We start from the raw sequence: 19,265 nt of genomic DNA on the forward strand, positions 1-19,265 counted from the left end.
GAACTCTCATGGCGAAACGTGATAATTTCAATGAAGCGGCTCAGAGCGAATTTGACGAGAGCGTCATTTCGATCAACCGCAGTGCGAAAGTCGTCAAGGGCGGCAAGAACTTCAGCTTCGGCGCTCTCGTTGTGGTCGGCGATCACAACGGCCGGGTCGGTTACGGCTACGGCAAGGCGAACGAAGTCTCCGACGCGATCCGCAAGGGCGGCGAAGCTGCCCGGCGCAATCTGGTGACCGTTCCGATGAACGGCCAGACCCTGCCGCATGAGATCGAAGTCAAATTCGGCGGCGCGCGGGTTCTGCTGCGTCCGGCTTCGTCGGGCACCGGCCTCATCGCCGGCGGCGCGGTCCGCGCGATTCTCGAGCTGGCCGGAGTGAAGGACGTTCTGGCGAAGTCGCTCGGCGCGGCCAATGCGGCCAACGTGGCGAAGGCGACGTTCAAGGCGATCTCGCAGCTTTCGAGCCGCGAGGAGGTCTACGCGCGCCGCGGCATTCCGATGCCGCAGGCTGCTCAGGTCGCCGCGCCGGTCGCGGAAAACAACTAAATTCTGAAATAGGAATACTAGGATTATGAAACTGCATGAACTCAGCCCCAACGCCGGTTCCAGGAAGCGGCGCAAGCGGGTCGGGCGCGGCGACAGCTCCGGCCTCGGCAAGACCGCGGGCCGCGGCGAGAAGGGTCAGAAGTCCCGCACCGGTTCGTCGATCCGTCCGTTCTTCGAAGGCGGCCAGATTCCGTTGTTCCGCCGTCTGCCGAAGCGCGGCTTCAACAGCCCGGACCATATCGAGTACCAGCTGGTCAACCTGAACATCCTCGAAGAGAATTTCAACGCGGGTGACGTGGTCGATCAGGAGTCGCTCCGGGCGAAGAATCTTCTGGGCAAAAAGCTCCAGATGATCAAGATCCTCGCCAACGGAGAGATCACCAAGGCGCTGACGGTCAAGGCGGAGAAGTTCTCCGCGCAGGCCCAGGCCAAGATCGAAGCCGCCGGCGGCAAAGTCGAAGTGGTGGAATAAAAAACCGGGAAAGACGGTAATCTATGTTGCAGGCATTTATCAATACATTGAAAGTGAAAGATCTGCGTAATCGCCTGATGTTCACGGCACTTATTATTGTGATCGTGCGTTTTGCGAGCAGCATCCCGTGTCCCGGGGTCGACCCGGCGGCTCTGGAAAGTTTTATGGCTGAACTGAGTGCCAGCAGCAAGGACGGCGGCGGAGTTTTGGCATTTATCGACCTCTTCTCGGGCGGTGCGTTGACGCACTTCGCGCTTGGAGCGCTCGGTATCATGCCGTACATCACCGCGTCCATTATCGTCCAACTTCTGGTGCCGGTGATTCCCACGCTGGAGAAGATGCAGCGGGAGGGGGAGAACGGGCGCCAGAAGCTTTCCCAGTATACGCGTTACCTGACGCTCATCGTCTGTGTGGTTCAGGGCATGATGGTCGCGCTGGCGATGATCAACCCGGCCAAGATCGGCCTGCCCCAGCCGAACCAGCCGCTCTTTCTCGGCAATGAGCAGGTTTTCATTCTGATGACGATTCTCGTGCTGACCACGACCACGATGGTCTTCACCTGGCTCGGTGAGCAGATCACCGAGCGCGGCATCGGCAACGGCGTGTCGCTCATCATCACGATCGGCATCGTTTCGCGCCTGCCGCAGTCGGTGATCGAACTCGTGCAGATGGCCTGGAACGGCCAGACTCCGGACGGAACGAGCTTCAAGCCGGTGCAGCTGCTGCTGTTGCTGGTGGTCTTCTGCGTGGTGACGGCCGCGACGATCATGCTGTCGCAGGGCTATCGCCGGGTTCCGATCCAGATGATCCGCAAGACGGTCGGCAAGCAGATGACCGGCGGCGCGACCTACATGCCGCTCAAGGTCAACTTTGCGAACGTCATGCCGATCATTTTCGCCGGCGCGATTCTGATGCTGCCGGAGTATATGTTCCGTTATTTTGCGAGCCAGCCGGACGCGAGCACGATCTGGAATTCGCTGGCGCTGTCGTTCCAGAACGGCGGGACCGGCTATATGATCGCCTATGCACTGCTGATTCTCGCCTTCAGCTTCTTCTGGGTGGCGAACCAGTTCAACCCGATCCAGATCGCGGACAACCTCAAGAAAGAGGGCGCGTTCATCCCGGGCATCAGCCCCGGGCAGCCGACCGCGGATTTTCTGGATACGGCGATGACGCGGGTTACGGCGGGAGGCGCGGTTTTCCTGATGGCGCTGGCGCTTTTCCCGATGTTCCTTTACAGCAGCTTTAAAATTCCGTTCATGGTCGCCCAGTTCTTCGGAGGCACGTCGCTTCTCATCATGGTCGGCGTGGTCCTCGATACGATGAGCCAGCTGGAGTCTCATCTGACCATGCGGCATTACGAGGGATTCCTCAAGAGCGGCAGACTGCGGAGCCGCAGCGGGAACTGATTCCGCGGCGGACGGCGCAGAGTGATATTGTCGGACTGGTCCGACCGGTTGCGGCTGGTCGAATCAGTCCTTTTCATTTTGGATGAAACATATGAGCAACTGTATTGCAATCGACGGACCGGCCGCGTCCGGCAAGAGCACCATCGCGAAGCGGATCGCGGAAAAACTGAATATCGCTTATATCAACACCGGCAGCCTCTACCGGGCCGTGGCGCTCGCTGCGCTGCGGGCGGGACGTGATCTCGCTTCGATCGACCGGGGTTTTCTCGATACACTGCAGCTCGAATATGCGAAGGATGCGGCGGGCGGCTATGAACTGAAGCTGAACGGGGCTTTTCCGGGTCCGGCGCTCCGGACGCCGGAGGTTGCGGCCGGGGCGAGCCTTGTGGCGACCCGGCCGATCGTGCGCGACTATCTGCTGGATGTCCAGCGCGGCTTTGCGGGGGAACGGATGGTCGTCATGGAGGGCCGCGACATCGGAACCGTCATCTTTCCGGATGCGGCCTTCAAGTTTTTCGTGACGGCCACCCCGGAAGAGCGGGCGCGCCGTCGGCTTGCCCAGGACGGCGAAGCGGCGGACGGCGCCACGCTGGCCGAGGTCGCCCGGGAGATTGCCGCGCGGGACAAACAGGACTCGGAGCGTTCGGTCGCCCCGTTGAAACCGGCGGCGGATGCCGCCGTGATCGATACGACCGGTCTTTCGATCGACGAAGCGGTCGACACCATCATCGGGCGGATGACCCGGCAGCAGGAGGAGAAGTGAGGATGTTCCACGAAATCGAGTACCGTGTTCCGTATGCCGACACCGACCAGATGGGGGTCGTCTATTATGCGAATTATCTGGAATATTTCGAGCGCAGCCGGACCGAGATGCTGCGTTCGGCCGGGCTGCCGTACAGCGAGCTTGAGAAACGCGGCGTGTTTCTGCCGGTTTCGGAGGCGTACTGCAAATACCATGCGCCGGCCCGTTACGACGATCTCCTGACCTTCCGTTCATACGTGAGGGAGATCAAGGGGGTCCGCATGGTGATCGCGTCCGAAGTGCGCAGAGGCGGAGAGCTTCTGGTTTCCGGCCATGTCACGCTGGTCAGCGTCAACGCCGACCGGAAGGTCTGCCGCATGACGAATGATCTGATGGAATCCTGCAAACAATTTTTCTTCGAACCGGAGAGCGAGCAATGAGCGATTTTCTTTCCACCAATTCACTTTATCCATTGAAATTCACGCCGATCTATCAGGCCAGAATCTGGGGCGGCACCCAGTTGAGCGACGTTCTGCACCGCGAGGTTCCGGCTTCGGAGGACCCGATCGGCGAATCGTGGGAGCTGGTCGACCGCGAGGAGGTGAACAGCGTCCTCGCCAACGGGCCGATGGCCGGCCGGACGCTGAATGAGCTGCTCCGGCATTACGGCCGCGAGCTGGTCGGGCGGCGGGCCAAGTCGATCAGCCGCTTTCCGCTGCTGGTGAAGCTGATCGACGCCGGCGACCGCCTGAGTCTGCAGGTGCATCCGGATGAGGCGGCCTGCGCGCGCATCGGCGGCGGCGCGGAACCGAAGACCGAGATGTGGTATATCGTGGCCGCCCGCAAGGGGGCGCAGATTCTGGCCGGGCTCCAGGGCCGGGCGACGCGGCAGCAGCTGGTCAGCATGCTGGATTCGCCGGAGGTCGAGAACCTGCTGCAGGTCTATCCGTCGCTGCCCGGCGACGCTTATTTCATCACCTCCGGAACGCTGCATGCGATCGGCGGCGGGAACCTGATCCTCGAGATTCAGCAGAACAGCGACACGACCTACCGGGTCAGCGACTGGGGACGGGTCGATGCGCACGGCAATCCGCGCGAGCTCCATGTCGAGAAGGGGATTCAGTCGATCAACTTCATGAACCGCACCTCGCCGCGCGTGGTCGGCGTCACGGACCAGGTTTCTCATAACCGCAAATTCGACGTGGTCAGCAACTGCCCGTTTTTCACGGTGACCGACCTGCGGCTGACCGAGCTTTGGACTGACGACACCGGCTCCTTCGGCAGCTTCCATATGATCAGCGCCGTGAACGGTCCGGTGACGGTCGGCAAGGTGGAGAACCCGGACCGTTCGGCCCGGCTTGCGGCGGGAGAGACCGCGTTGATTCCTGCCTGCTTCGGCAGTTACGTCATCGTGCCGGAACAGGCCGGCGAAACGACCGTAATCAAGACGACGCTGTAAAAAGGAACCGGAGAGATGGCATATCAGTTTGTTGCGGACCTCGAGAATTTTCTGCGGGGAAAATATGAGAAATTTCCGGCCGGAACGGTCATCGTGCCGGAGGCGTGTCCGCCGGGCATGACCGGAGATCTGACCGTCAACTGCTTCCGCTTTGCGAAAAGCTGCGGGAATCCGATGGCGGTTGCGGCCGAGACGGCGGCGTTCCTGAAGCAGCATGCCGATGTCGAGCAGGCGGAGGCGGTCAAGGCATTTGTGAACGTCACACTGAAACCGGGGGCGCTGCACCGCGATTCGGTTGCGGATGTGCAGAGGCTGCTGGAGGCCGGGAGGCTGCCGGAGAGCGAACGCCGGCGGATTCTCATCGAATTTTCCGCGCCGAACACGAACAAGCCGCAGCATCTCGGCCATGTGCGGAACAATACGCTCGGCATGTCGCTGGGGTCGCTGCTGAAGCGGGTCGGCCATGATGTCGTTGAGATCAACCTCGTCAACGACCGCGGCATTCATATCTGCAAGTCGATGATCGCCTATGAACGGTTCGGCAACGGCTGCACGCCGGAATCGACCGGCATGAAGGGGGATCACCTGGTCGGCAAGTTTTATGTCGACTACAACAAGGCGCTCTCGGAGGAGATCAAAGCGCTGAAGGCCGCGCGGCCGGAGCTGGCGGAGCGGGAGAGCGAGGAACTCTTCCTCGAAACCGAGCTTGGCGCGGCGACCCAGAAGATGCTCCAGGATTGGGAGGCCGGGGACCCGCAGGTGCGTGCGCTCTGGCGCAAGATGAACGACTGGGTCTTCGCCGGATTCGCGGAGACGTATGAGCGCATGGGAATTCATTTCGATCACACCTACCTCGAGAGCGAAACCTATCTGCTCGGCAAGGACATCATCGCGGCCGGGCTCGAAAAGGGCGTTTTCACGAAGCGCGAGGACGGCGCGGTGATCTGCGACCTCGGCAAGCTCGGGAAGAAGGTCGTGCTCCGCAGCGACGGCACCAGCGTTTACATTACGCAGGATATCGGCACCACGCTGCGGAAGTATGAGGATTACCGCCCTGAATCGATGGTCTGGGTGGTCGGCGACGAGCAGAACCTCCATTTCCAGATGCTGTTTTCGATCATGGAGAGGCTCGGGTACGACTGGGCGAAGAATCTTTTTCACCTGTCGTACGGCATGGTCAATCTGCCGACCGGCAAGATGAAGAGCCGCGAAGGGACCGTTGTCGATGCGGACGACCTGTTCGACGAGATGGCTTCGCTCGCCATGGAGGCGTGCAGGGAGCGCGGCGCGGAGGAGCTGACGCCGGAGGAGCTGAAGAGGCGCGGCGAGATTATCGGCCTCGGGGCGTTGAAATTCATGCTGCTCAAGTTCAACCCGAAAACCACGATCATGTTCGATCCGGCGGCCTCGCTGAGGTTCGAGGGCGATACCGGCCCGTATGTGCAGTATGTGGCGGCGCGGATCAACTCGATCCGGCGCAAGGCGGCGGAGCGCGGCATCGACTTCAACCCGGAGGCGGTCGACTGGAGTTTGCTCGGGCATGCGTCGGAGAAGCTCCTGGCGGTGACCGCGTCGTTTTATCCGGCTGTGCTGCATCTGGCGGCGGAGCGGAAGGACTGTTCCGGCCTGGTGGAGTATCTGCTGAATCTCGGCAAGGCGTTCAACAGCTTTTATCGGGAGTGCCCGGTTCTCGCGGCGGAGACGCCGGAGCTTGCGGCGGCGCGCCTGGCGCTCTCCGGCGCGGTGCGCGAGATCATCGTGGACGGCCTTTCGACTTTGACGATTCAGGTCCCGGAGGCGATGTAGGCTGCCGGATTCACAGAGAGGTGTCGTTATGCGCATGATTTCGGACATTTCGTATTGTTCCGAAGCGGGGGACCGCGGCTGCGGCGACCTTTATCTTCCGGAGCGGGTTTCGACGGATACGCCGGTCGCGCTCACGATTCACGGCGGCGGCTGGGCGTCGATGGACCGCACGAGCTTCGCCGGGGTGGCGGAGTTCCTGTGCGGACTCGGTTTCGCGGCTTTCAACATCAATTACCGCCTGCTCGACCGGGGACCGTGGCCGCTCTGCGGCGACGACTGCCTCCGGGCCGCCGATTTTGTGCTGAACGGAACATTTCCGGGACTGGACGGCTGCGACCGGCGGCGGCTTTTCATCATCGGCGCTTCGGCGGGCGGACACCTTGCGCTGATGACCGGTTTGCGGCTGCCGGAGGAGAAGGTATCCGGCATTGTCTCGCTCTCCGGCGTGGATGACATGGATTTCTATCCGCCGCCCGGCGCGGAGGAGTTCCGGCTGCGCTTCTTCGGCGGGAAGCCGACCGCGGCGCAGGCCGACGCGGCGAACCCGGTCAAACTGGTCCGGGCCTCCCAGCCGCCGGTGCTCTGCACGCACACCGTGTACGATACGGTGGTCTCCTGCGATGCGGCCGAGAGTTTCGTCGCCCGGTGCCGGGAAGCCGGGGCGCGGATCGACTATTTCCGTTACAACCGTTCCGGGGACGGTCACTGCCTCTGGATTCCGGGGAGTTCGCCGCACAGGCTGCTGCCGGAGCTCGAAAATGCGGTGGCCGGATTCGCCGCCGCCTGCGGCCTCGCGGGAGAACGGAAGTGATCATTCTCGGCATAGACCCCGCGATCCGCACGACCGGCTACGGTGTGATCCGGACCGAATCGGTTTCGCGTTTCGAGATTCTCGACTGCGGCATCATCGCGAATTCGGCCCGGCTGCCGCATACGGAGTGTCTGCGCCGTCTTGCCGGCGGCATTCGGGAGCTGGTCGGCGCGTTCATGCCGGACTATGCGTCGATCGAGGACCCGTTCGTCGGCAAGAACGCTTCGACCGCAATCATCCTCGGCATGGCGCGCGGCGCGATCCTGGCCGCGCTCGCCGAGGCGGCGGTGCCGGTTCACGCTTATGCGCCGAGTTCGGCCAAGCGCGCCGCCTTCGGCAGCGGCAAGGCGACGAAGGAGCAGGTCGCCATGATGGTCTCGGCCGAGACCGGCATCGGCATCGAGCGCATTCCGCTTGACTCGACCGATGCGATCGCACTGGCCATCTGCCACGCCCAGCTCGTGCTGCGCCCCGGGCTTGCGGCCAAGCTCGGGAAACCGCTCTGATGGCCTCCGACTTTCACTCCCACCGGCCGAAATCGGCGGCGCGCACGCTGGTTTCCTGCCGGGCGGAGGAGTTGCCGTATTACCCGCTGGCTTCGCTTGAGCTGCATCCGTGGTTTTTGCCGGAGAGATTCGAGCCGTTCTCCGCCGCGTTCCGGGCGGCCGCCCGCACGGCCGCGGCCATCGGCGAGGCCGGTCTCGACCGGCTGCGCGGGCCGTCGTTCGAGGTTCAGGTGCAGTATCTGGACGCATTGCTCGAACTGGCGGCGGCGGAAGCGAAGCCGGTCGTGCTCCACTGCGTCCGGGCCGTGCCGGAGCTTCTGGCGGCGGTGAAGCGGCATCCGGGAACGCCCTGTCTGTTTCACGGCTTTCGCGGAAAGCCGGAACTGCTGGAGGAGCTGCGGAGGCACGGCTTCTACGTTTCGCTCAATCCGGCTGTGCTCGGCAGCATGCCGCTTTTCGAACATCTGAGGCGGACCGGCCTCGACCGGATCGGCTTTGAGACCGACGACACCGCCGAGACGGTCGAAGCCGTTCTGGCCCGCGCCGCCGCGCGGCTTTCCATGCCGCCCGCGGTGCTGGAGGCGGTCACCGATTGCACGTTCGAACATTTTCTCGGCAGGTAGGCTCTCGTCCCGCGGCCGGAAACGTCCGCCGAAGTCGGGAAGCCGGAGCGTGAGTACGCCGCCGGCTTGGTTTTTTCCGGAAAACGCGATGACTGGCGCCCGGGCGAGGGAGACTCGTCCGGCGATGGAATTCAGGATGAAATAGAAAGAGGCGGGATGTTGCAAGCGGCCGCGGTGCTTCGCCGTGGCCGCTTTGCGCGAAAAATATCCCGTCAGGCGATCGGGGCGGTAAATACCGCCGGACGGATGTAGACCAGATCGGCCAGATTGTTGTCGAACGGTTTCCAGGAGGCCAGCGCCAGCGCTTCGGGACGGATCGAAGGGAAGGCCGTGATCCGGGCCGCGACTTCCGGCTCCAGAAGTTTTTCAAGCGCGGGGAGTTCGGATTCGAAGGCGGTCAGGCGCTTTCCCGCATAGTCCGCAAAGAACGCTTTCGCCTGCTCCGCGTTCAGCACCTTTTCGACACCGGTCGGAACCGCTTCGCCGTTCCGGATTTCCAGCTCGAAGAAGATCAGTTCGCGGTTGCGCCCGTCGCAGAGAGCGCCGATGCGTTCGCCTTCGGCCGCATCAAGATTCGCGGCCAGCGCCGCAGCGGTCGGCACGCAGCGGGTTTCCACTGCCTTGCCGTAGGTCCAGCCGTTGACGAGCGCGGCGGCGAGGCGCATGCCGGTGAAGCTGCCGGGACCGGAACCGACCGTCCAGCGCCGGATCGACTCCAGCGCGATTCCGGCCTTCCGGAGCTCTTCTTTCACCCAGGCCGCCAGCTGCGCGGAATCGCGCCCGCGCATCGGACGCACCAGGGAGAGGACCACCTTGCCGCCGTCGAGGACGGCGAAACCGGCCTCCCGCCCCGAAAGGTCGAGCGCCGCCGCATAATTCGTGCTCATAGAAATCTGCCTTCTCCGAGAATCCGGCCGCAAAGCTGCTCGGAGGTCAGCCGTTCGCGGACATAAGTGACCTTTCCGCCGGAGACAACCACTTCGGTCGGCATGGCGCGGAGATTGTAGACTCCGCCCATCGAGTAACAATATGCGCCGGCATTGCCGATCGCGAGGATATCGTATTCACGGATCTCCGGCAGCTCGCGCTGCTCGGCAAAGCGGTCGCCGGTTTCGCAGATATTGCCGCAGACGTCGTAAATCTGCGGCTTCCCGTCCGGATTGCTGAGGTTCCGCACCTGGTGATAGGCGTCGTAGAGCACGGGCCGGATCAGCTGCGGAAAACCGGAGTCGCAGCCGGCGATGACCCGCGTTCGGTTGTGCTTGATCGTGTTGACCTCGGTCAGCAGCACGCCGGCCTCGGCGAAAATATATTTGCCCGGTTCGAACAGCATATTGAGCCGGCGCCCGTAGCGGCGCGTGAACGCTTCGAAGAGACGCGCGATTTCGGCGCCCATCGCAACGTAGTCGATGCGCGCCTCATCCGGCTTGTACGGCACCTTGAAGCCGCCGCCGAAATCGAGAAATTCGAGATCCGGGAAATTCTCCGGCACGGCAATCGCCATCAAATTCTCCATTGACCGGTAGACCGATTCGCACCGCTGCAGGCCGCTGCCGGTGTGCTCATGCAGGCCGACGACCTTCAGGTTCCCCCGGCGCACGATCTGTTTGACCTCTTCGACCGCTTCGAGCAGGATGCCGAATTTGGTCAGGTCGCCGCCGGTCATGGTCTTGACGTTGTCGCCGTCGCAGACATCCGGATTGAAGCGCAGGCAGAGCCGCATGCCGGGATGCTTCTCCGCGATCTTTTCGAGGCGTGACAGGGAACCGATGTTCATCAGGACTCCGGTGGCCAGCACCTCCTCGAACTCCTCATCGGTCATGTTGTTCGCGGTGTAGATGATCCGCTCCTTCGGAAAGCCGAGTGCCAGCGCCATATGGACTTCGCCCGGGCTGACCGTGTCGAGCCCGGCTCCTGCATCCCGCAGCAGGGTCAGGAGCCCGGGGTTGTAGTTGGCCTTCATCGCACAGCAGACCTTGAGCCGGTCGTACGGAATAAAGCGGTACAGATCGCGGTAGCGTTCGACGGCCATGTCGCCGTCATATACATAAAGCGGCGTGTCGTATTCGGCCGCCAGCTTCAGCAGAAAATCGGAATTCAGCACGTTTCCCTCCGAAGGTTGGGTCAGTAGGTCGAGATCACCGCGATGAGCTCGAGCGGCTCGTCGCCGACGCAGCGGATCGCGTGTCCGTCGCCGTTGCCGGTCAGGATCGTGTCGCCGGGGCCGAGCTCGACGATGTCGCCGTTGTCGTCCGCTTCGGCGCGGCCTCTGACCACCACGAAAATCTCGTCTTCGGCATCGTGCGGATGAAAGCCGATCGAGCAGCCCGGATTCAGCGTCAGGCGCGAGAACATGCGGTTTTTCGAGCGCATTTCGGTCTTCGGCGCCCAGAATTCTTCAAGTTTGACGCTGCCTTTGCCGCCGCGCATCTCTTCGCGGAACTCAGTCTTGTATTCTCCATTCCGACGGATCATGATATCCCTCCTTGAAACTCTCTGTGATTTCCGGTGTTCCAGCCGGCTACCGTATACCCGGGAAACCGTTTTTTCAAACGGGCCGGAAGTGAATTTACAGAAAACTCACTTCTGGAGCGCTCCGAAAATATTCCCGTATTTTTGTTCGTTCAGCGCCTCGATGTAGGCGGAAATCTTCGTTTCGGTGCTGCACGGATCGATGGTCGGGTCGACGCAGTCGCCGTCGAGCACGAGCAGCGGAATCGCCGCCTTGTTCAGCTCTTCGCGCAGATGTTTGACGAACGAACTGTCCGCCATCGAACAGCGGCCGAAGCCGTGGTTGTAGAGGATGCAGCCGTTGTAATGCACCTTCGACGCATGATCGACAATGGTTTTGACCCGCAGCGCCGGATCCATGAACCCGACCGTCAGGATCTTCCGCGCCAGCGAACGGTACGGATCGGCCGGGTCGAGCGGCTCCCAGCCGACGAAGTTGACCTCCTCGAAGACGATCGGCGCTCTCCGGTTGACCTCGATGTAGTCGAGCAGCGAGGTGTCGTAGAAAGGCGGCAGATGCAGCCAGAGCAGCCGGTGGGTGTCCTCGATTTTGACCGAGTCGCCGATCTCCTCGCGGATCTGCAGCAGCTCCTCGTACAGCTTCTTCTGAATGTCGACCAGTTCCGGCCGCCCCCAGAGCTGGCTGAAGATCGACGCGAAATAGATCGCCTGCCCGCCGCGGATGAGCGGCGGACTGTTGAAACGCAGCTCGTTCGCCAGTTGCGAGTAGTGACGCGCCTCGTTGGAGAGCTCGCACGCTTCGGCGAGCCGTTTCGGGTCCATCTTCAGATTGAGCGCCTTTTCCATGAGTTCGACCGAGCGCTCGAGCTCCTCGGCCAGATGCTCGACCGCGAGCGTATCGTGCGCGCCGACCGCCGGGGTCTGAAGCGAGAAGAAACGGTCCGAAAGCCCGTAGTTGCGCCCGAGGTCGCGGAAAATCCGTTCGCCCTGCTGGCACGGCTGTGAGGTCGATACCCCGAAGGCCGGCCGCGGCAGCTCGGTTCCCTCCAGCACACGCAGGAAGGAGCAGGTTTCTCCGGAGAAGCCTTTGCAGGCCGCTTTGTCGAACGCCTTTTTGATCTTATGCTGGCTGCGCGCGAAAAGCGCGGCGTAGGTCTCGAGCGTGAGGGAGCGCGTTCCGAGCGCGTTCAGAACCTCGGTCGGGAAAAAGAGGTTGCGCCAGACCAGCGGCTCTCTGCCGCGTCCGAGAAAATCTTTCCGGGTCGCTTTGGCGCGCAGGTTGATCGAGTCGAGATGGCGCTCCATCGGCGGCAGCCCCGAACCGGCGTTGAGTTTGCCGCGGAGCTGGTGGTACTGGCGGGCGAGACAGGCCGAACCGAGCGCGCCCATCACGCCGTGCAGTTCAGGCGTGATGATGTTGTTGCCGGTGATCTCCTTCAGATAGTGCGCGACGGCCCGGTTGTAGGCGACGCCGCCCTGGAAGACGATGTCGCCGCGGTAGTCGAGGAACAGTTCGCCGACGCCGGACATGATCGTCCGCGCCTGCGCCCGGCAGGCTCCGCCGATGATGTCGCCCATCGGAAAGCGGTTCTTGAATTTGTTGATGCTGGTGGCGGAGAGCACGGCGCAGACGCTCGAGAATTCGAGGTCGCTGCCGTAGTTGGCGCGGTCGGCCATCTCTTCGACCGGAACGTTGAGCTTGATCGCCACGCTGTCGAGGAAGGCGCCGGTGCCGGCGGCGCAGATGCCGCTCATCTTGTAATTCCACATGTGCATCTGCTCGTTGAATACCATCGCCTTGCTGTCCTGGCCGCCGACGTCGAGAATCGCCTTGCAGTCCGGGTAGTAGTGGCGTGCGCCGGCCACATGGGCGGTCACTTCGCTGACCTGGAAGTCATAAGGCAGGAAATCGTGGGTATCCTCGACGATCTGGCTGCCGGTCACGACCGTGCAGGTGATTTCGCCGAGTCCCTTCACGCCGGCATCCATCAGGAATTTATCAACGGTCTGCCGGAGCTGGCCGAAGTTGCAGGCTCCGCATTTGGCGCAGACGCCGGAACAGCGGACCCGCCCCGTATCGACCGGGCGCGTACGCCGGTAGAGCGCCTGCCGAACCTGGCCGCGTTCATTCAGCAGGACTGCCTTGAAAGTGGTCGACCCGATGTCGATCCCGAGATATAAATTTTCCATAAATATAATTCTGTTCTGCGTTGTCGACGGGGGTTGTTCAGCCTCCGGTCTGGTCTCTCTTTTAATTTCGTAATCATTACTATACACCGTAAATACAAATTTTTCCAACTTGGCGGCGGAATAAACTGGAAAAACTGCCTGAATGCGGCTATGTTAAATAATTCATGTTCCGATTTGCCGGAGGAGTGGTCGGGATTTTGCACGGTGTATATGCAATTTGGGGAACTGATGAAAAAAAGTTTTGAAGAGAGATTGCAGGAGATTTCCGGCGCCGCCGAGCTGAAGGCGGCCAAGGGGCTGCTGAAAAGCGGCCGTCTTGCCGGCGCCTGGCGTGACCGCGAAGGGAGACTTTGCGGACGTTTTCATCTGACGGAGGGTTCCGCCGACACCCGGGTCCGGACCGGGGAGAATCCGGCCGGCAGCTGCAGCTGCGGACATGCGGCACCCGGCAGGCTCTGCGAGCATGCCGTCGCGCTGATTCTTTATTCCGGCCGTTTCAATCCGGCCGCGAAGCGTCCGGCCGAGGAGGAGGCGCCGGCTTATTACGGCGGTCTCAAGCAGGAGAATCTGCCGAAGCTCGTCGAACGGGCCAGAACGCCGCAGGCCGAGCTTCATATCGATGCGGTCTCGGCGTTTCCGCACGTGCCGAGCAAGTGGGAGAACGCCGCGCTCGCCGTCAAGCTCAAAGGGGCCGGGCGCGATTATATCGGGAATTTGAACAACCTGCGTCAGCTCTATTTCGACAAATCCCTGACAGTGACGCTGAAGCTGGACCATTTTTCTTTGCATGAGCAGCAGATCATCCGGTTTCTCGCCATCAACGGCGAGGCGGAGAATTCGCAGATTCTGCTGAATTCGGAGATGACCGCCGAATTCTTCCACTGTCTCGTCGATTTTCCGCGCTTCACGCGCGAGGGGCGCAAGCTCCATGTGCGCGGCGGTTTCGCCGAGGCTGTGCTGCTGGTTTCGGGCCGCGGGCCGAAGAGCGTGATGTCTCCCGGTATCCGGGTCAACGGGGCGGCGCTGCCGATCGCCGGCGCGAAGGTCATCACCGGCCGTTCCGGCTGCTGGATCGGCCGCGAAGGGGAGTATTTCTTCGTCCCGGCGGTCTGCGAGATCAGCTGGCTGCGCAACTTTTTCCGGTCGGGCATCCAGCCGCCGCCGCCGGGGGAGAGCGTCGAACATTTCCTGGCGGAGTTTCCGCTTCCTGTGATCCGGACCGACGGATTCGATCTCGATACGCGCCGTTCCGGGCTGCTGCTCGACGGTGCTCTGACCGGGCCGGACCAATTCATGCTGACGTTGCGCTATCTGTACGATTCGGACGACCGCCGGGTCAGCGTGCGCCCCGAATCGGGGCGGCTGGTGCGCGAGGGCGACCACTTCTGGCGGCGCGACGAGGAGGGGGAGCGCTCGTTCGAGAACGATCTGGCCATGTTCGGTTTCGCGCCGGAGGAGGGCGGGTATGTCCTGACCGGTTCGGACCGGATCGGCACTTTCCTCGACCGGGCGCTTCCGGAATATCTGGCGATCCGCGATGAACTTGTGCTTTCCGGCCGGCTGGCCGGGCAGCTGCGCGGCAATGCCGGGCTGCCCGGGCTTGAATTTTCCTGCCGGATGTCCGCGCGGCTGCCCGACGGCTGGGTCGTCGAATACAGCCTGACCGGGGCCGGGGCCGTCGCGGACTGGAAGAGCTGTCTCGACGCCGCGAAATCCGGCAGCGGCTTCCTCGCATTGCCGGGGGCCGGCATGGTCAAGCTGTCGCCGGAGCTCATGCGCTTTTTCCCGGCCGCCGCCGGCGCGATCCGCAAGCTCGATCCGATCGGCCGCACGTTCGAGGTGCCGTCGTATGCGGCGGAGTATTTCACGTTTCTGGTCCGGGATATTCCGGGCGCAGTCGTCCCGGAGCTTGCCGGCGGCGGAATCGGCGATGTCCCGTCCGGTTACGATCTCCAGCCCGATTTCCGCTTCGAGGGGACGCTCCGCAAATATCAGGAGGAGGGCGTCCGCTTCCTGCAGTACATGACCGACCGGAATTACAATGTGATTCTGGCCGATGAGATGGGGCTCGGCAAAACCGTCCAGCTTCTCGCGCTGCTGGCTTCCCGCAAGAAGCGCGGCATGGCTCCGGCGCTCATCGTCTGTCCGGCCTCTCTGACCGACAACTGGGCGCGGGAGGCCGCAAAGTTCGTCCCGGAATTCAAGGTCGCCGCTCCGCATGATGGAACGGAACGCGGCGCGATCTGGAAGAGCCTGCCGGAGTACGACCTGGTCATCCTCTCCTACGCCGCGGCCCGGCTTTCGGGCGACAAGCTCAAGCATTACAGCTTCAGCTTCGTCGTGCTCGATGAGGCGCAGCACATCAAGAACCCCGGCTCCTCCAATGCGCGCCACTGCAAGAGTCTCGATGCGGCGCACCGGATTGTGCTGACCGGCACGCCGCTTGAAAATTCGCCGGAGGACCTCTGGAGCATCTTCGACTTCCTGCAGCCCGGCATGCTCGGCAATCTCACTGCATTCCGCCGCTATTACGCGGATATCCGGAACGACTCCGCGCTGCAGCACGACCTTGCGGCCCGGATCGCTCCGTTCGTCAAGCGGCGCACGAAGGCGATGGTGACGCCGGACCTGCCGCCGAAGCATGAGCGGACCATCTACTGCGAAATGGAGCCGGAGCAGCGCCGTCTTTACGATGCGGTGCTTGAGGAAGGGCGCCGGGCGCTCCGTTCCTTCCGGCAGGACGACGCCCGCAGCAATGCGGCGATTTTCACGACGCTGCTGCGGCTGCGCCAGATCTGCTGCCATCCGGCGCTGCTCCCGGACGGCGAGGGAAAGGGGGTGCCGTCGGCCAAGATGGAGCTTCTGCTCGAGCTTTTGCACGAACACTTCGACAGCAATCACAAGGTGCTTCTGTTCAGCCAGTTCACGAGCCTCCTGTCGCTTGCGATTCCGGAGCTTGAAGAGAGCGGAATCCCGTTCGAATACCTGGACGGCGGGACCCGCAACCGGCAGCAGCGGGTCGATCACTTCAACAATGATCCGTCCATTCCGCTCTTCCTGCTGAGCCTGAAGGCCGGCGGAACCGGCCTGAATCTGACCAGCGCGGACACGGTCATCATCTACGACCCGTGGTGGAATCCGGCTGTCGAGCTTCAGGCCGCCGACCGGACTCACCGCATCGGGCAGACCCGCCCGGTCAGCAGTCTCAAGCTGGTGGTCAAGGATTCGATTGAAGAGAAGATTCTCGAGCTGCAAAGCAGAAAGCAGGAGATTTTCGATTCGGTCATCGATTCGCCGGAGGCCGCCGCCGGGGCGCTCTCCATCGAAGAGCTCCGGTTCCTGCTCGACGCCTGACGCCGGCGCGCCCGGTCGGAAAATCGCCGGTTTTTCGATCGGGCTATTGACTTTTCCAAAAATCCCGCTATACTTAAAACAGGACAACTAAACGATTGGTTTGGCGGGATGCAAAAAACGGCGAATGTCACATTGAAAACGGTTGCCGCGACGGCGGGGTGCTCGATCGCGGTTGCTTCGACCGTGCTGAACGGGTCGCGCGGCAACACGAAGGTCAGCGACGCGATGCGGCGCCGGATTCTGGAGCTGGCGGCGGAGCTCGGTTATCATCCGAACTTCGCGAGTCAGAGCCTCAAGACGCGCCGCTCGATGACGCTCGGGATTTACGTTCAGCCGAAGAGCTGGCGCAGCCTCAGCAACGATTACGAGATGGCGATCTTCCGCGGGGTCGAGCAGGCGGCGCGCGACCGGAACTACGATCTGCTCGTCCTGAATATCAGCAGCCGGAATCTGCCGGATATCTGCGCGGAGAAGATCGCCGAATCGCGCATCGACGGCGTGATTCTGATTCACTCCGATTCGAACGCGGACTGGGTGGACCGGCTGCTTGAGGTCAGCACGAATATTGTGGCGATCGACCAGCCGGTGCCGCAGAGGACGCTTTCGCGCGTGATTTTCGACAACCGGGCCGCGGTGGAGCTGGCCGTGCGGACGCTGCGCGAAAGCGGGCACCGCCGGATCGGGTTCATCGCGGACTGCGTGAACCGGGACCAGAGTGATTCGCAGATCCGGCTGGAGACGTTCCGGGCCTGTCAGGCGGCCGGGACGGTCGATCCCGACCCGGCGCTGGTGTTCGACCGGGCGAGATGCGTTCCGCCGCCGAGCGTGGAGGAACACTACTGCCAGATTACGGGGGAAAAGGCGCTGCGCTACCTGATGGCGCTGCCGGAGCCGCCGACGGCGGTGATCGCCTACAATTCACTGGTCGGGGTGTCGGTTCTGCACGAGGCGCGGCGGATGCGGCTGGAAATTCCGCGCGATTTGAGCGTGCTCGGCATCGACTGCTGCGAATTCATCGATCTGGTCGATCCGGTGCTGACGGTGATCGACCATGTGCTGCCGGAGATGGGGCGTGCGGGGACGGAAATGCTGATCGACCTGATCGAGCGGAAGGCGGCGGCGCCCGTGGTGAGAAGCTTCTCCCCGCTTCTGCGCACGGGCCAGACGGTCGCTCCTCCCCGAAAGCCGGGAAGCGAAGCGGCCCGGGCGGAGGCGGACGGGATCAAAGGGGCATTGTCAGTCTCAGGAGACGGGGATTGACCGGGCCGCCGGCAGTGCTGCCCCGGCTGTCATATTGAGACCGCGCGCCCGGTTTTCCGAAAGCCGTCTCTTTCCCGCCGCCGGCAGGCTGAAAAAGCCCCGCCGCTGCATTTCTGCAGAAGCGGGGCTTCGGGAAGCTGTTATGCCGCAGTTCAGTTGTACTTCGGCAGCATATCGCCGTGCGCGGCGATGAGTTCGTCGCACATCTTGACGATATCGTCGACCGACAGTTCCGAACTCGTGTGCGGGTCGAGCATCGCGGCCTGGTAGATCCGCTCGCGCTTCTTCGTCAGCGCGGCTTCGACGGTCAGCAGATGCACGTTGATGTTCGTCATGTTCAGCGCGGCGCACTGGGTCGGCAGCTCGCCGACGTAGCAGCCCTGCACGCCGTTGCCGTCCACGAGGCACGGAACTTCGACCACCGCCTTCGACGGAAGGTTCGGGATGAAGCCGTTGTTCAGCACGTTGCCGCCGATCTGGAACGGCTTGTTGGTCACCACCGCCTCCATGATGCCGGAGCCGTACTCATGCGACAGCTTGTGCGACAGGTGCGGATCGCTCGACAGTTCGGCATACTGCTTCTTCCAGTCCTCGATCTGGCGGATACATCTTCTCGGATACTCATCGAGCGGAATGTTGTACTCCTCGATGAGTTCCGGATATTTCGCCTTGATCCAGTAGGGCTGGTATTCGGCGTTGTGTTCGCTGGACTCGGTCACGTAGAAGCCGAAGCGGCGCATCATCTCGATGCGGATCATATTGCCGGACTTCTCCTTCGGGTCCTTCGCGGCGCGCCACTGGGCGATCTTTTCGTCGGCCAGCTTCTTGAGTTCCGGGTAGAGGTCTTTGCCGTTCTCGGAGATCGAGAGCAGCCATGCCATATGATTGATGCCGGCGATATGGGCGCGGAGGTTCGCGGCGCGTTCCTCGCTGCACTCCATGCCGAGCGTTTCGAGCAGGCTCTTCGCGCAGACCTGGACCGAGTGGCAGAGACCGACGGTCTTGACCGAGGTGCCGCGCAGCATCGCGCCGGTCAGCATCGACATCGGATTCGTGTAGTTCAGGAACCAGGCGTTCGGCGCAACCTCTTCGATGTCGCGGGCGAAATCGAGCATGACCGGAATCGTGCGCAGCGCCCGGAAAATACCGCCGATGCCGAGCGTGTCGGCGATGGTCTGGCGCAGGCCGAACTTCTTCGGAATCTCGAAATCGATCACGGTCGAGGGCTCGTAGCCGCCGACCTGAATCGCGTTGACCACGAAATCGGCGCCGCGCAGCGCCTCCTTGCGGTTCTCGACGCCGAGGTGCGACGTGATGGTGGCGCGATTGTCGTTGATGTTCGCATTCAGGGTCTTCAGGATGAATTCCGACTCCTTCAGCCGCTGTCCGTCGATGTCGTACAGCGCGAAGTGGGAATCCTTCAGCGCCTCGCGGCACATGCAGTCGCCGAGAACGTTGCGGACGAACACCGTGCTGCCCGCCCCCATGAATGTAATCTTGGCCATCTTTCTCTGTTCCTTCCTGTTTCTCCGGCCGCCGGAATCGCCCTGCGGCCCGCTCCTTGACTTGAGGATGCCTTTCCTTATACAATATCCCGCTCCGCTGAAAAGTAA

Annotated in this window: 17 protein-coding genes; 12 read left to right on the forward strand and 5 right to left on the reverse strand. The window is 62.4% G+C overall.

The genetic code is table 11. From position 1 onward, the window contains the following. Positions 1-8: 8 nt before the first annotated feature. From rpsE to FYJ85_RS14330, 10 genes are all read left to right on the forward strand, one after another. The gene (gene rpsE, locus FYJ85_RS14285; protein ID WP_106053733.1) at positions 9-548 is read left to right on the forward strand and encodes a 30S ribosomal protein S5; all 540 of its coding nucleotides are present in this window, start codon (positions 9-11) and stop codon (positions 546-548) included. Between the two features lie 25 nt (positions 549-573). Beyond that, a complete protein-coding gene (gene rplO / locus FYJ85_RS14290; protein WP_106053732.1) occupies positions 574-1,020 on the forward strand; it encodes a 50S ribosomal protein L15 in 447 nt (148 codons plus the stop codon). Positions 1,021-1,043: 23 nt separating this feature from the next. Further along, positions 1,044-2,429, forward strand: a complete 1,386-nt coding sequence (secY, locus tag FYJ85_RS14295; protein WP_106053731.1) for a preprotein translocase subunit SecY — start codon at positions 1,044-1,046, stop codon at positions 2,427-2,429. 91 nt (positions 2,430-2,520) lie between these two features. Further along, positions 2,521-3,192, forward strand: coding sequence for a (d)CMP kinase (cmk, locus tag FYJ85_RS14300; protein ID WP_154419297.1), 672 nt, complete (start codon positions 2,521-2,523; stop codon positions 3,190-3,192). Positions 3,193-3,194: 2 nt separating this feature from the next. Then, positions 3,195-3,611: an acyl-CoA thioesterase gene (locus FYJ85_RS14305; RefSeq protein ID WP_154419298.1), complete on the forward strand. Its 417-nt coding sequence runs from the start codon at positions 3,195-3,197 to the stop codon at positions 3,609-3,611. Next, a complete protein-coding gene (locus FYJ85_RS14310) occupies positions 3,608-4,630 on the forward strand; it encodes a type I phosphomannose isomerase catalytic subunit (RefSeq protein ID WP_154419299.1) in 1,023 nt (340 codons plus the stop codon). Before FYJ85_RS14305 ends, FYJ85_RS14310 begins: the two co-directional genes overlap by 4 nt. 15 nt (positions 4,631-4,645) lie before the next feature. Next, entirely contained in the window at positions 4,646-6,436 is a 1,791-nt protein-coding gene (argS, locus tag FYJ85_RS14315) for an arginine--tRNA ligase (RefSeq protein WP_106053727.1), read from the forward strand. A 34-nt stretch (positions 6,437-6,470) separates the two neighbouring features. Next, the gene (locus FYJ85_RS14320) at positions 6,471-7,247 is read left to right on the forward strand and encodes an alpha/beta hydrolase (protein ID WP_206213205.1); all 777 of its coding nucleotides are present in this window, start codon (positions 6,471-6,473) and stop codon (positions 7,245-7,247) included. After that, positions 7,244-7,753 (forward strand): crossover junction endodeoxyribonuclease RuvC, encoded by a 510-nt coding sequence (gene ruvC, locus FYJ85_RS14325; RefSeq protein ID WP_158704048.1) that lies wholly within the window; start codon positions 7,244-7,246, stop codon positions 7,751-7,753. The genes FYJ85_RS14320 and ruvC overlap by 4 nt, the downstream gene beginning before the upstream one ends. Next, a complete protein-coding gene (locus FYJ85_RS14330; protein ID WP_154419302.1) occupies positions 7,753-8,376 on the forward strand; it encodes a TatD family hydrolase in 624 nt (207 codons plus the stop codon). The genes ruvC and FYJ85_RS14330 overlap by 1 nt, the downstream gene beginning before the upstream one ends. A 212-nt stretch (positions 8,377-8,588) precedes the next feature. Here the strand turns inward: FYJ85_RS14330 and tsaB are convergent, their stop codons facing one another. The 4 genes from tsaB to FYJ85_RS14350 all read right to left on the reverse strand — a co-directional run bounded on the left by tsaB (position 8,589) and on the right by FYJ85_RS14350 (position 13,038). After that, positions 8,589-9,263: a tRNA (adenosine(37)-N6)-threonylcarbamoyltransferase complex dimerization subunit type 1 TsaB gene (gene tsaB / locus FYJ85_RS14335; RefSeq protein WP_106053723.1), complete on the reverse strand. Its 675-nt coding sequence runs from the start codon at positions 9,261-9,263 to the stop codon at positions 8,589-8,591. After that, positions 9,260-10,480, reverse strand: a complete 1,221-nt coding sequence (lysA, locus tag FYJ85_RS14340) for a diaminopimelate decarboxylase (RefSeq protein ID WP_158704047.1) — start codon at positions 10,478-10,480, stop codon at positions 9,260-9,262. The genes tsaB and lysA overlap by 4 nt, the downstream gene beginning before the upstream one ends. A gap of 20 nt (positions 10,481-10,500) precedes the next feature. Beyond that, positions 10,501-10,851 carry a cupin domain-containing protein gene (locus FYJ85_RS14345; RefSeq protein WP_106053721.1) on the reverse strand — a complete coding sequence of 117 codons (351 nt, stop codon included), beginning with the start codon at positions 10,849-10,851 and terminating at the stop codon, positions 10,501-10,503. 105 nt (positions 10,852-10,956) lie between these two features. Beyond that, positions 10,957-13,038, reverse strand: a complete 2,082-nt coding sequence (locus FYJ85_RS14350; RefSeq protein ID WP_106053720.1) for a 2-hydroxyacyl-CoA dehydratase — start codon at positions 13,036-13,038, stop codon at positions 10,957-10,959. A 228-nt stretch (positions 13,039-13,266) separates the two neighbouring features. Between FYJ85_RS14350 and FYJ85_RS14355 the strand changes: the two genes are divergently transcribed. Together FYJ85_RS14355 and FYJ85_RS14360 are read left to right on the forward strand one after the other, a co-directional pair. Further along, positions 13,267-16,392, forward strand: coding sequence for a DEAD/DEAH box helicase (locus tag FYJ85_RS14355; protein ID WP_177996293.1), 3,126 nt, complete (start codon positions 13,267-13,269; stop codon positions 16,390-16,392). 132 nt (positions 16,393-16,524) lie between these two features. Then, the gene (locus tag FYJ85_RS14360) at positions 16,525-17,652 is read left to right on the forward strand and encodes a LacI family DNA-binding transcriptional regulator (RefSeq protein WP_158704045.1); all 1,128 of its coding nucleotides are present in this window, start codon (positions 16,525-16,527) and stop codon (positions 17,650-17,652) included. A gap of 152 nt (positions 17,653-17,804) precedes the next feature. On the opposite strand, the gene melA is transcribed toward FYJ85_RS14360, so the two are convergent. After that, the gene (gene melA / locus FYJ85_RS14365) at positions 17,805-19,157 is read right to left on the reverse strand and encodes an alpha-glucosidase/alpha-galactosidase (protein WP_106053717.1); all 1,353 of its coding nucleotides are present in this window, start codon (positions 19,155-19,157) and stop codon (positions 17,805-17,807) included. Positions 19,158-19,265: the final 108 nt, after the last annotated feature.

It is taken from the genome of Victivallis lenta (assembly GCF_009695545.1).
Taxonomy (GTDB): domain Bacteria; phylum Verrucomicrobiota; class Lentisphaeria; order Victivallales; family Victivallaceae; genus Victivallis; species Victivallis lenta.

What these genes read in the sequence shown, in the direction of transcription:
- rplO (WP_106053732.1), top strand. Translation starts at nt 574, where the DNA reads ATGAAACTGCATGAACTCAGCCCCAACGCCGGTTCCAGGAAGCGGCGC.
- FYJ85_RS14320 (WP_206213205.1), top strand. Translation starts at nt 6,471, where the DNA reads ATGATTTCGGACATTTCGTATTGTTCCGAAGCGGGGGACCGCGGCTGC.
- rpsE (WP_106053733.1), top strand. Translation starts at nt 9, where the DNA reads ATGGCGAAACGTGATAATTTCAATGAAGCGGCTCAGAGCGAATTTGAC.
- secY (WP_106053731.1), top strand. Translation starts at nt 1,044, where the DNA reads ATGTTGCAGGCATTTATCAATACATTGAAAGTGAAAGATCTGCGTAAT.
- FYJ85_RS14330 (WP_154419302.1), top strand. Translation starts at nt 7,753, where the DNA reads ATGGCCTCCGACTTTCACTCCCACCGGCCGAAATCGGCGGCGCGCACG.
- FYJ85_RS14350 (WP_106053720.1), bottom strand. Translation starts at nt 13,038, where the DNA reads ATGGAAAATTTATATCTCGGGATCGACATCGGGTCGACCACTTTCAAG.
- FYJ85_RS14305 (WP_154419298.1), top strand. Translation starts at nt 3,195, where the DNA reads ATGTTCCACGAAATCGAGTACCGTGTTCCGTATGCCGACACCGACCAG.
- FYJ85_RS14310 (WP_154419299.1), top strand. Translation starts at nt 3,608, where the DNA reads ATGAGCGATTTTCTTTCCACCAATTCACTTTATCCATTGAAATTCACG.
- cmk (WP_154419297.1), top strand. Translation starts at nt 2,521, where the DNA reads ATGAGCAACTGTATTGCAATCGACGGACCGGCCGCGTCCGGCAAGAGC.
- FYJ85_RS14345 (WP_106053721.1), bottom strand. Translation starts at nt 10,851, where the DNA reads ATGATCCGTCGGAATGGAGAATACAAGACTGAGTTCCGCGAAGAGATG.
- argS (WP_106053727.1), top strand. Translation starts at nt 4,646, where the DNA reads ATGGCATATCAGTTTGTTGCGGACCTCGAGAATTTTCTGCGGGGAAAA.
- melA (WP_106053717.1), bottom strand. Translation starts at nt 19,157, where the DNA reads ATGGCCAAGATTACATTCATGGGGGCGGGCAGCACGGTGTTCGTCCGC.
- tsaB (WP_106053723.1), bottom strand. Translation starts at nt 9,263, where the DNA reads ATGAGCACGAATTATGCGGCGGCGCTCGACCTTTCGGGGCGGGAGGCC.
- FYJ85_RS14355 (WP_177996293.1), top strand. Translation starts at nt 13,267, where the DNA reads ATGAAAAAAAGTTTTGAAGAGAGATTGCAGGAGATTTCCGGCGCCGCC.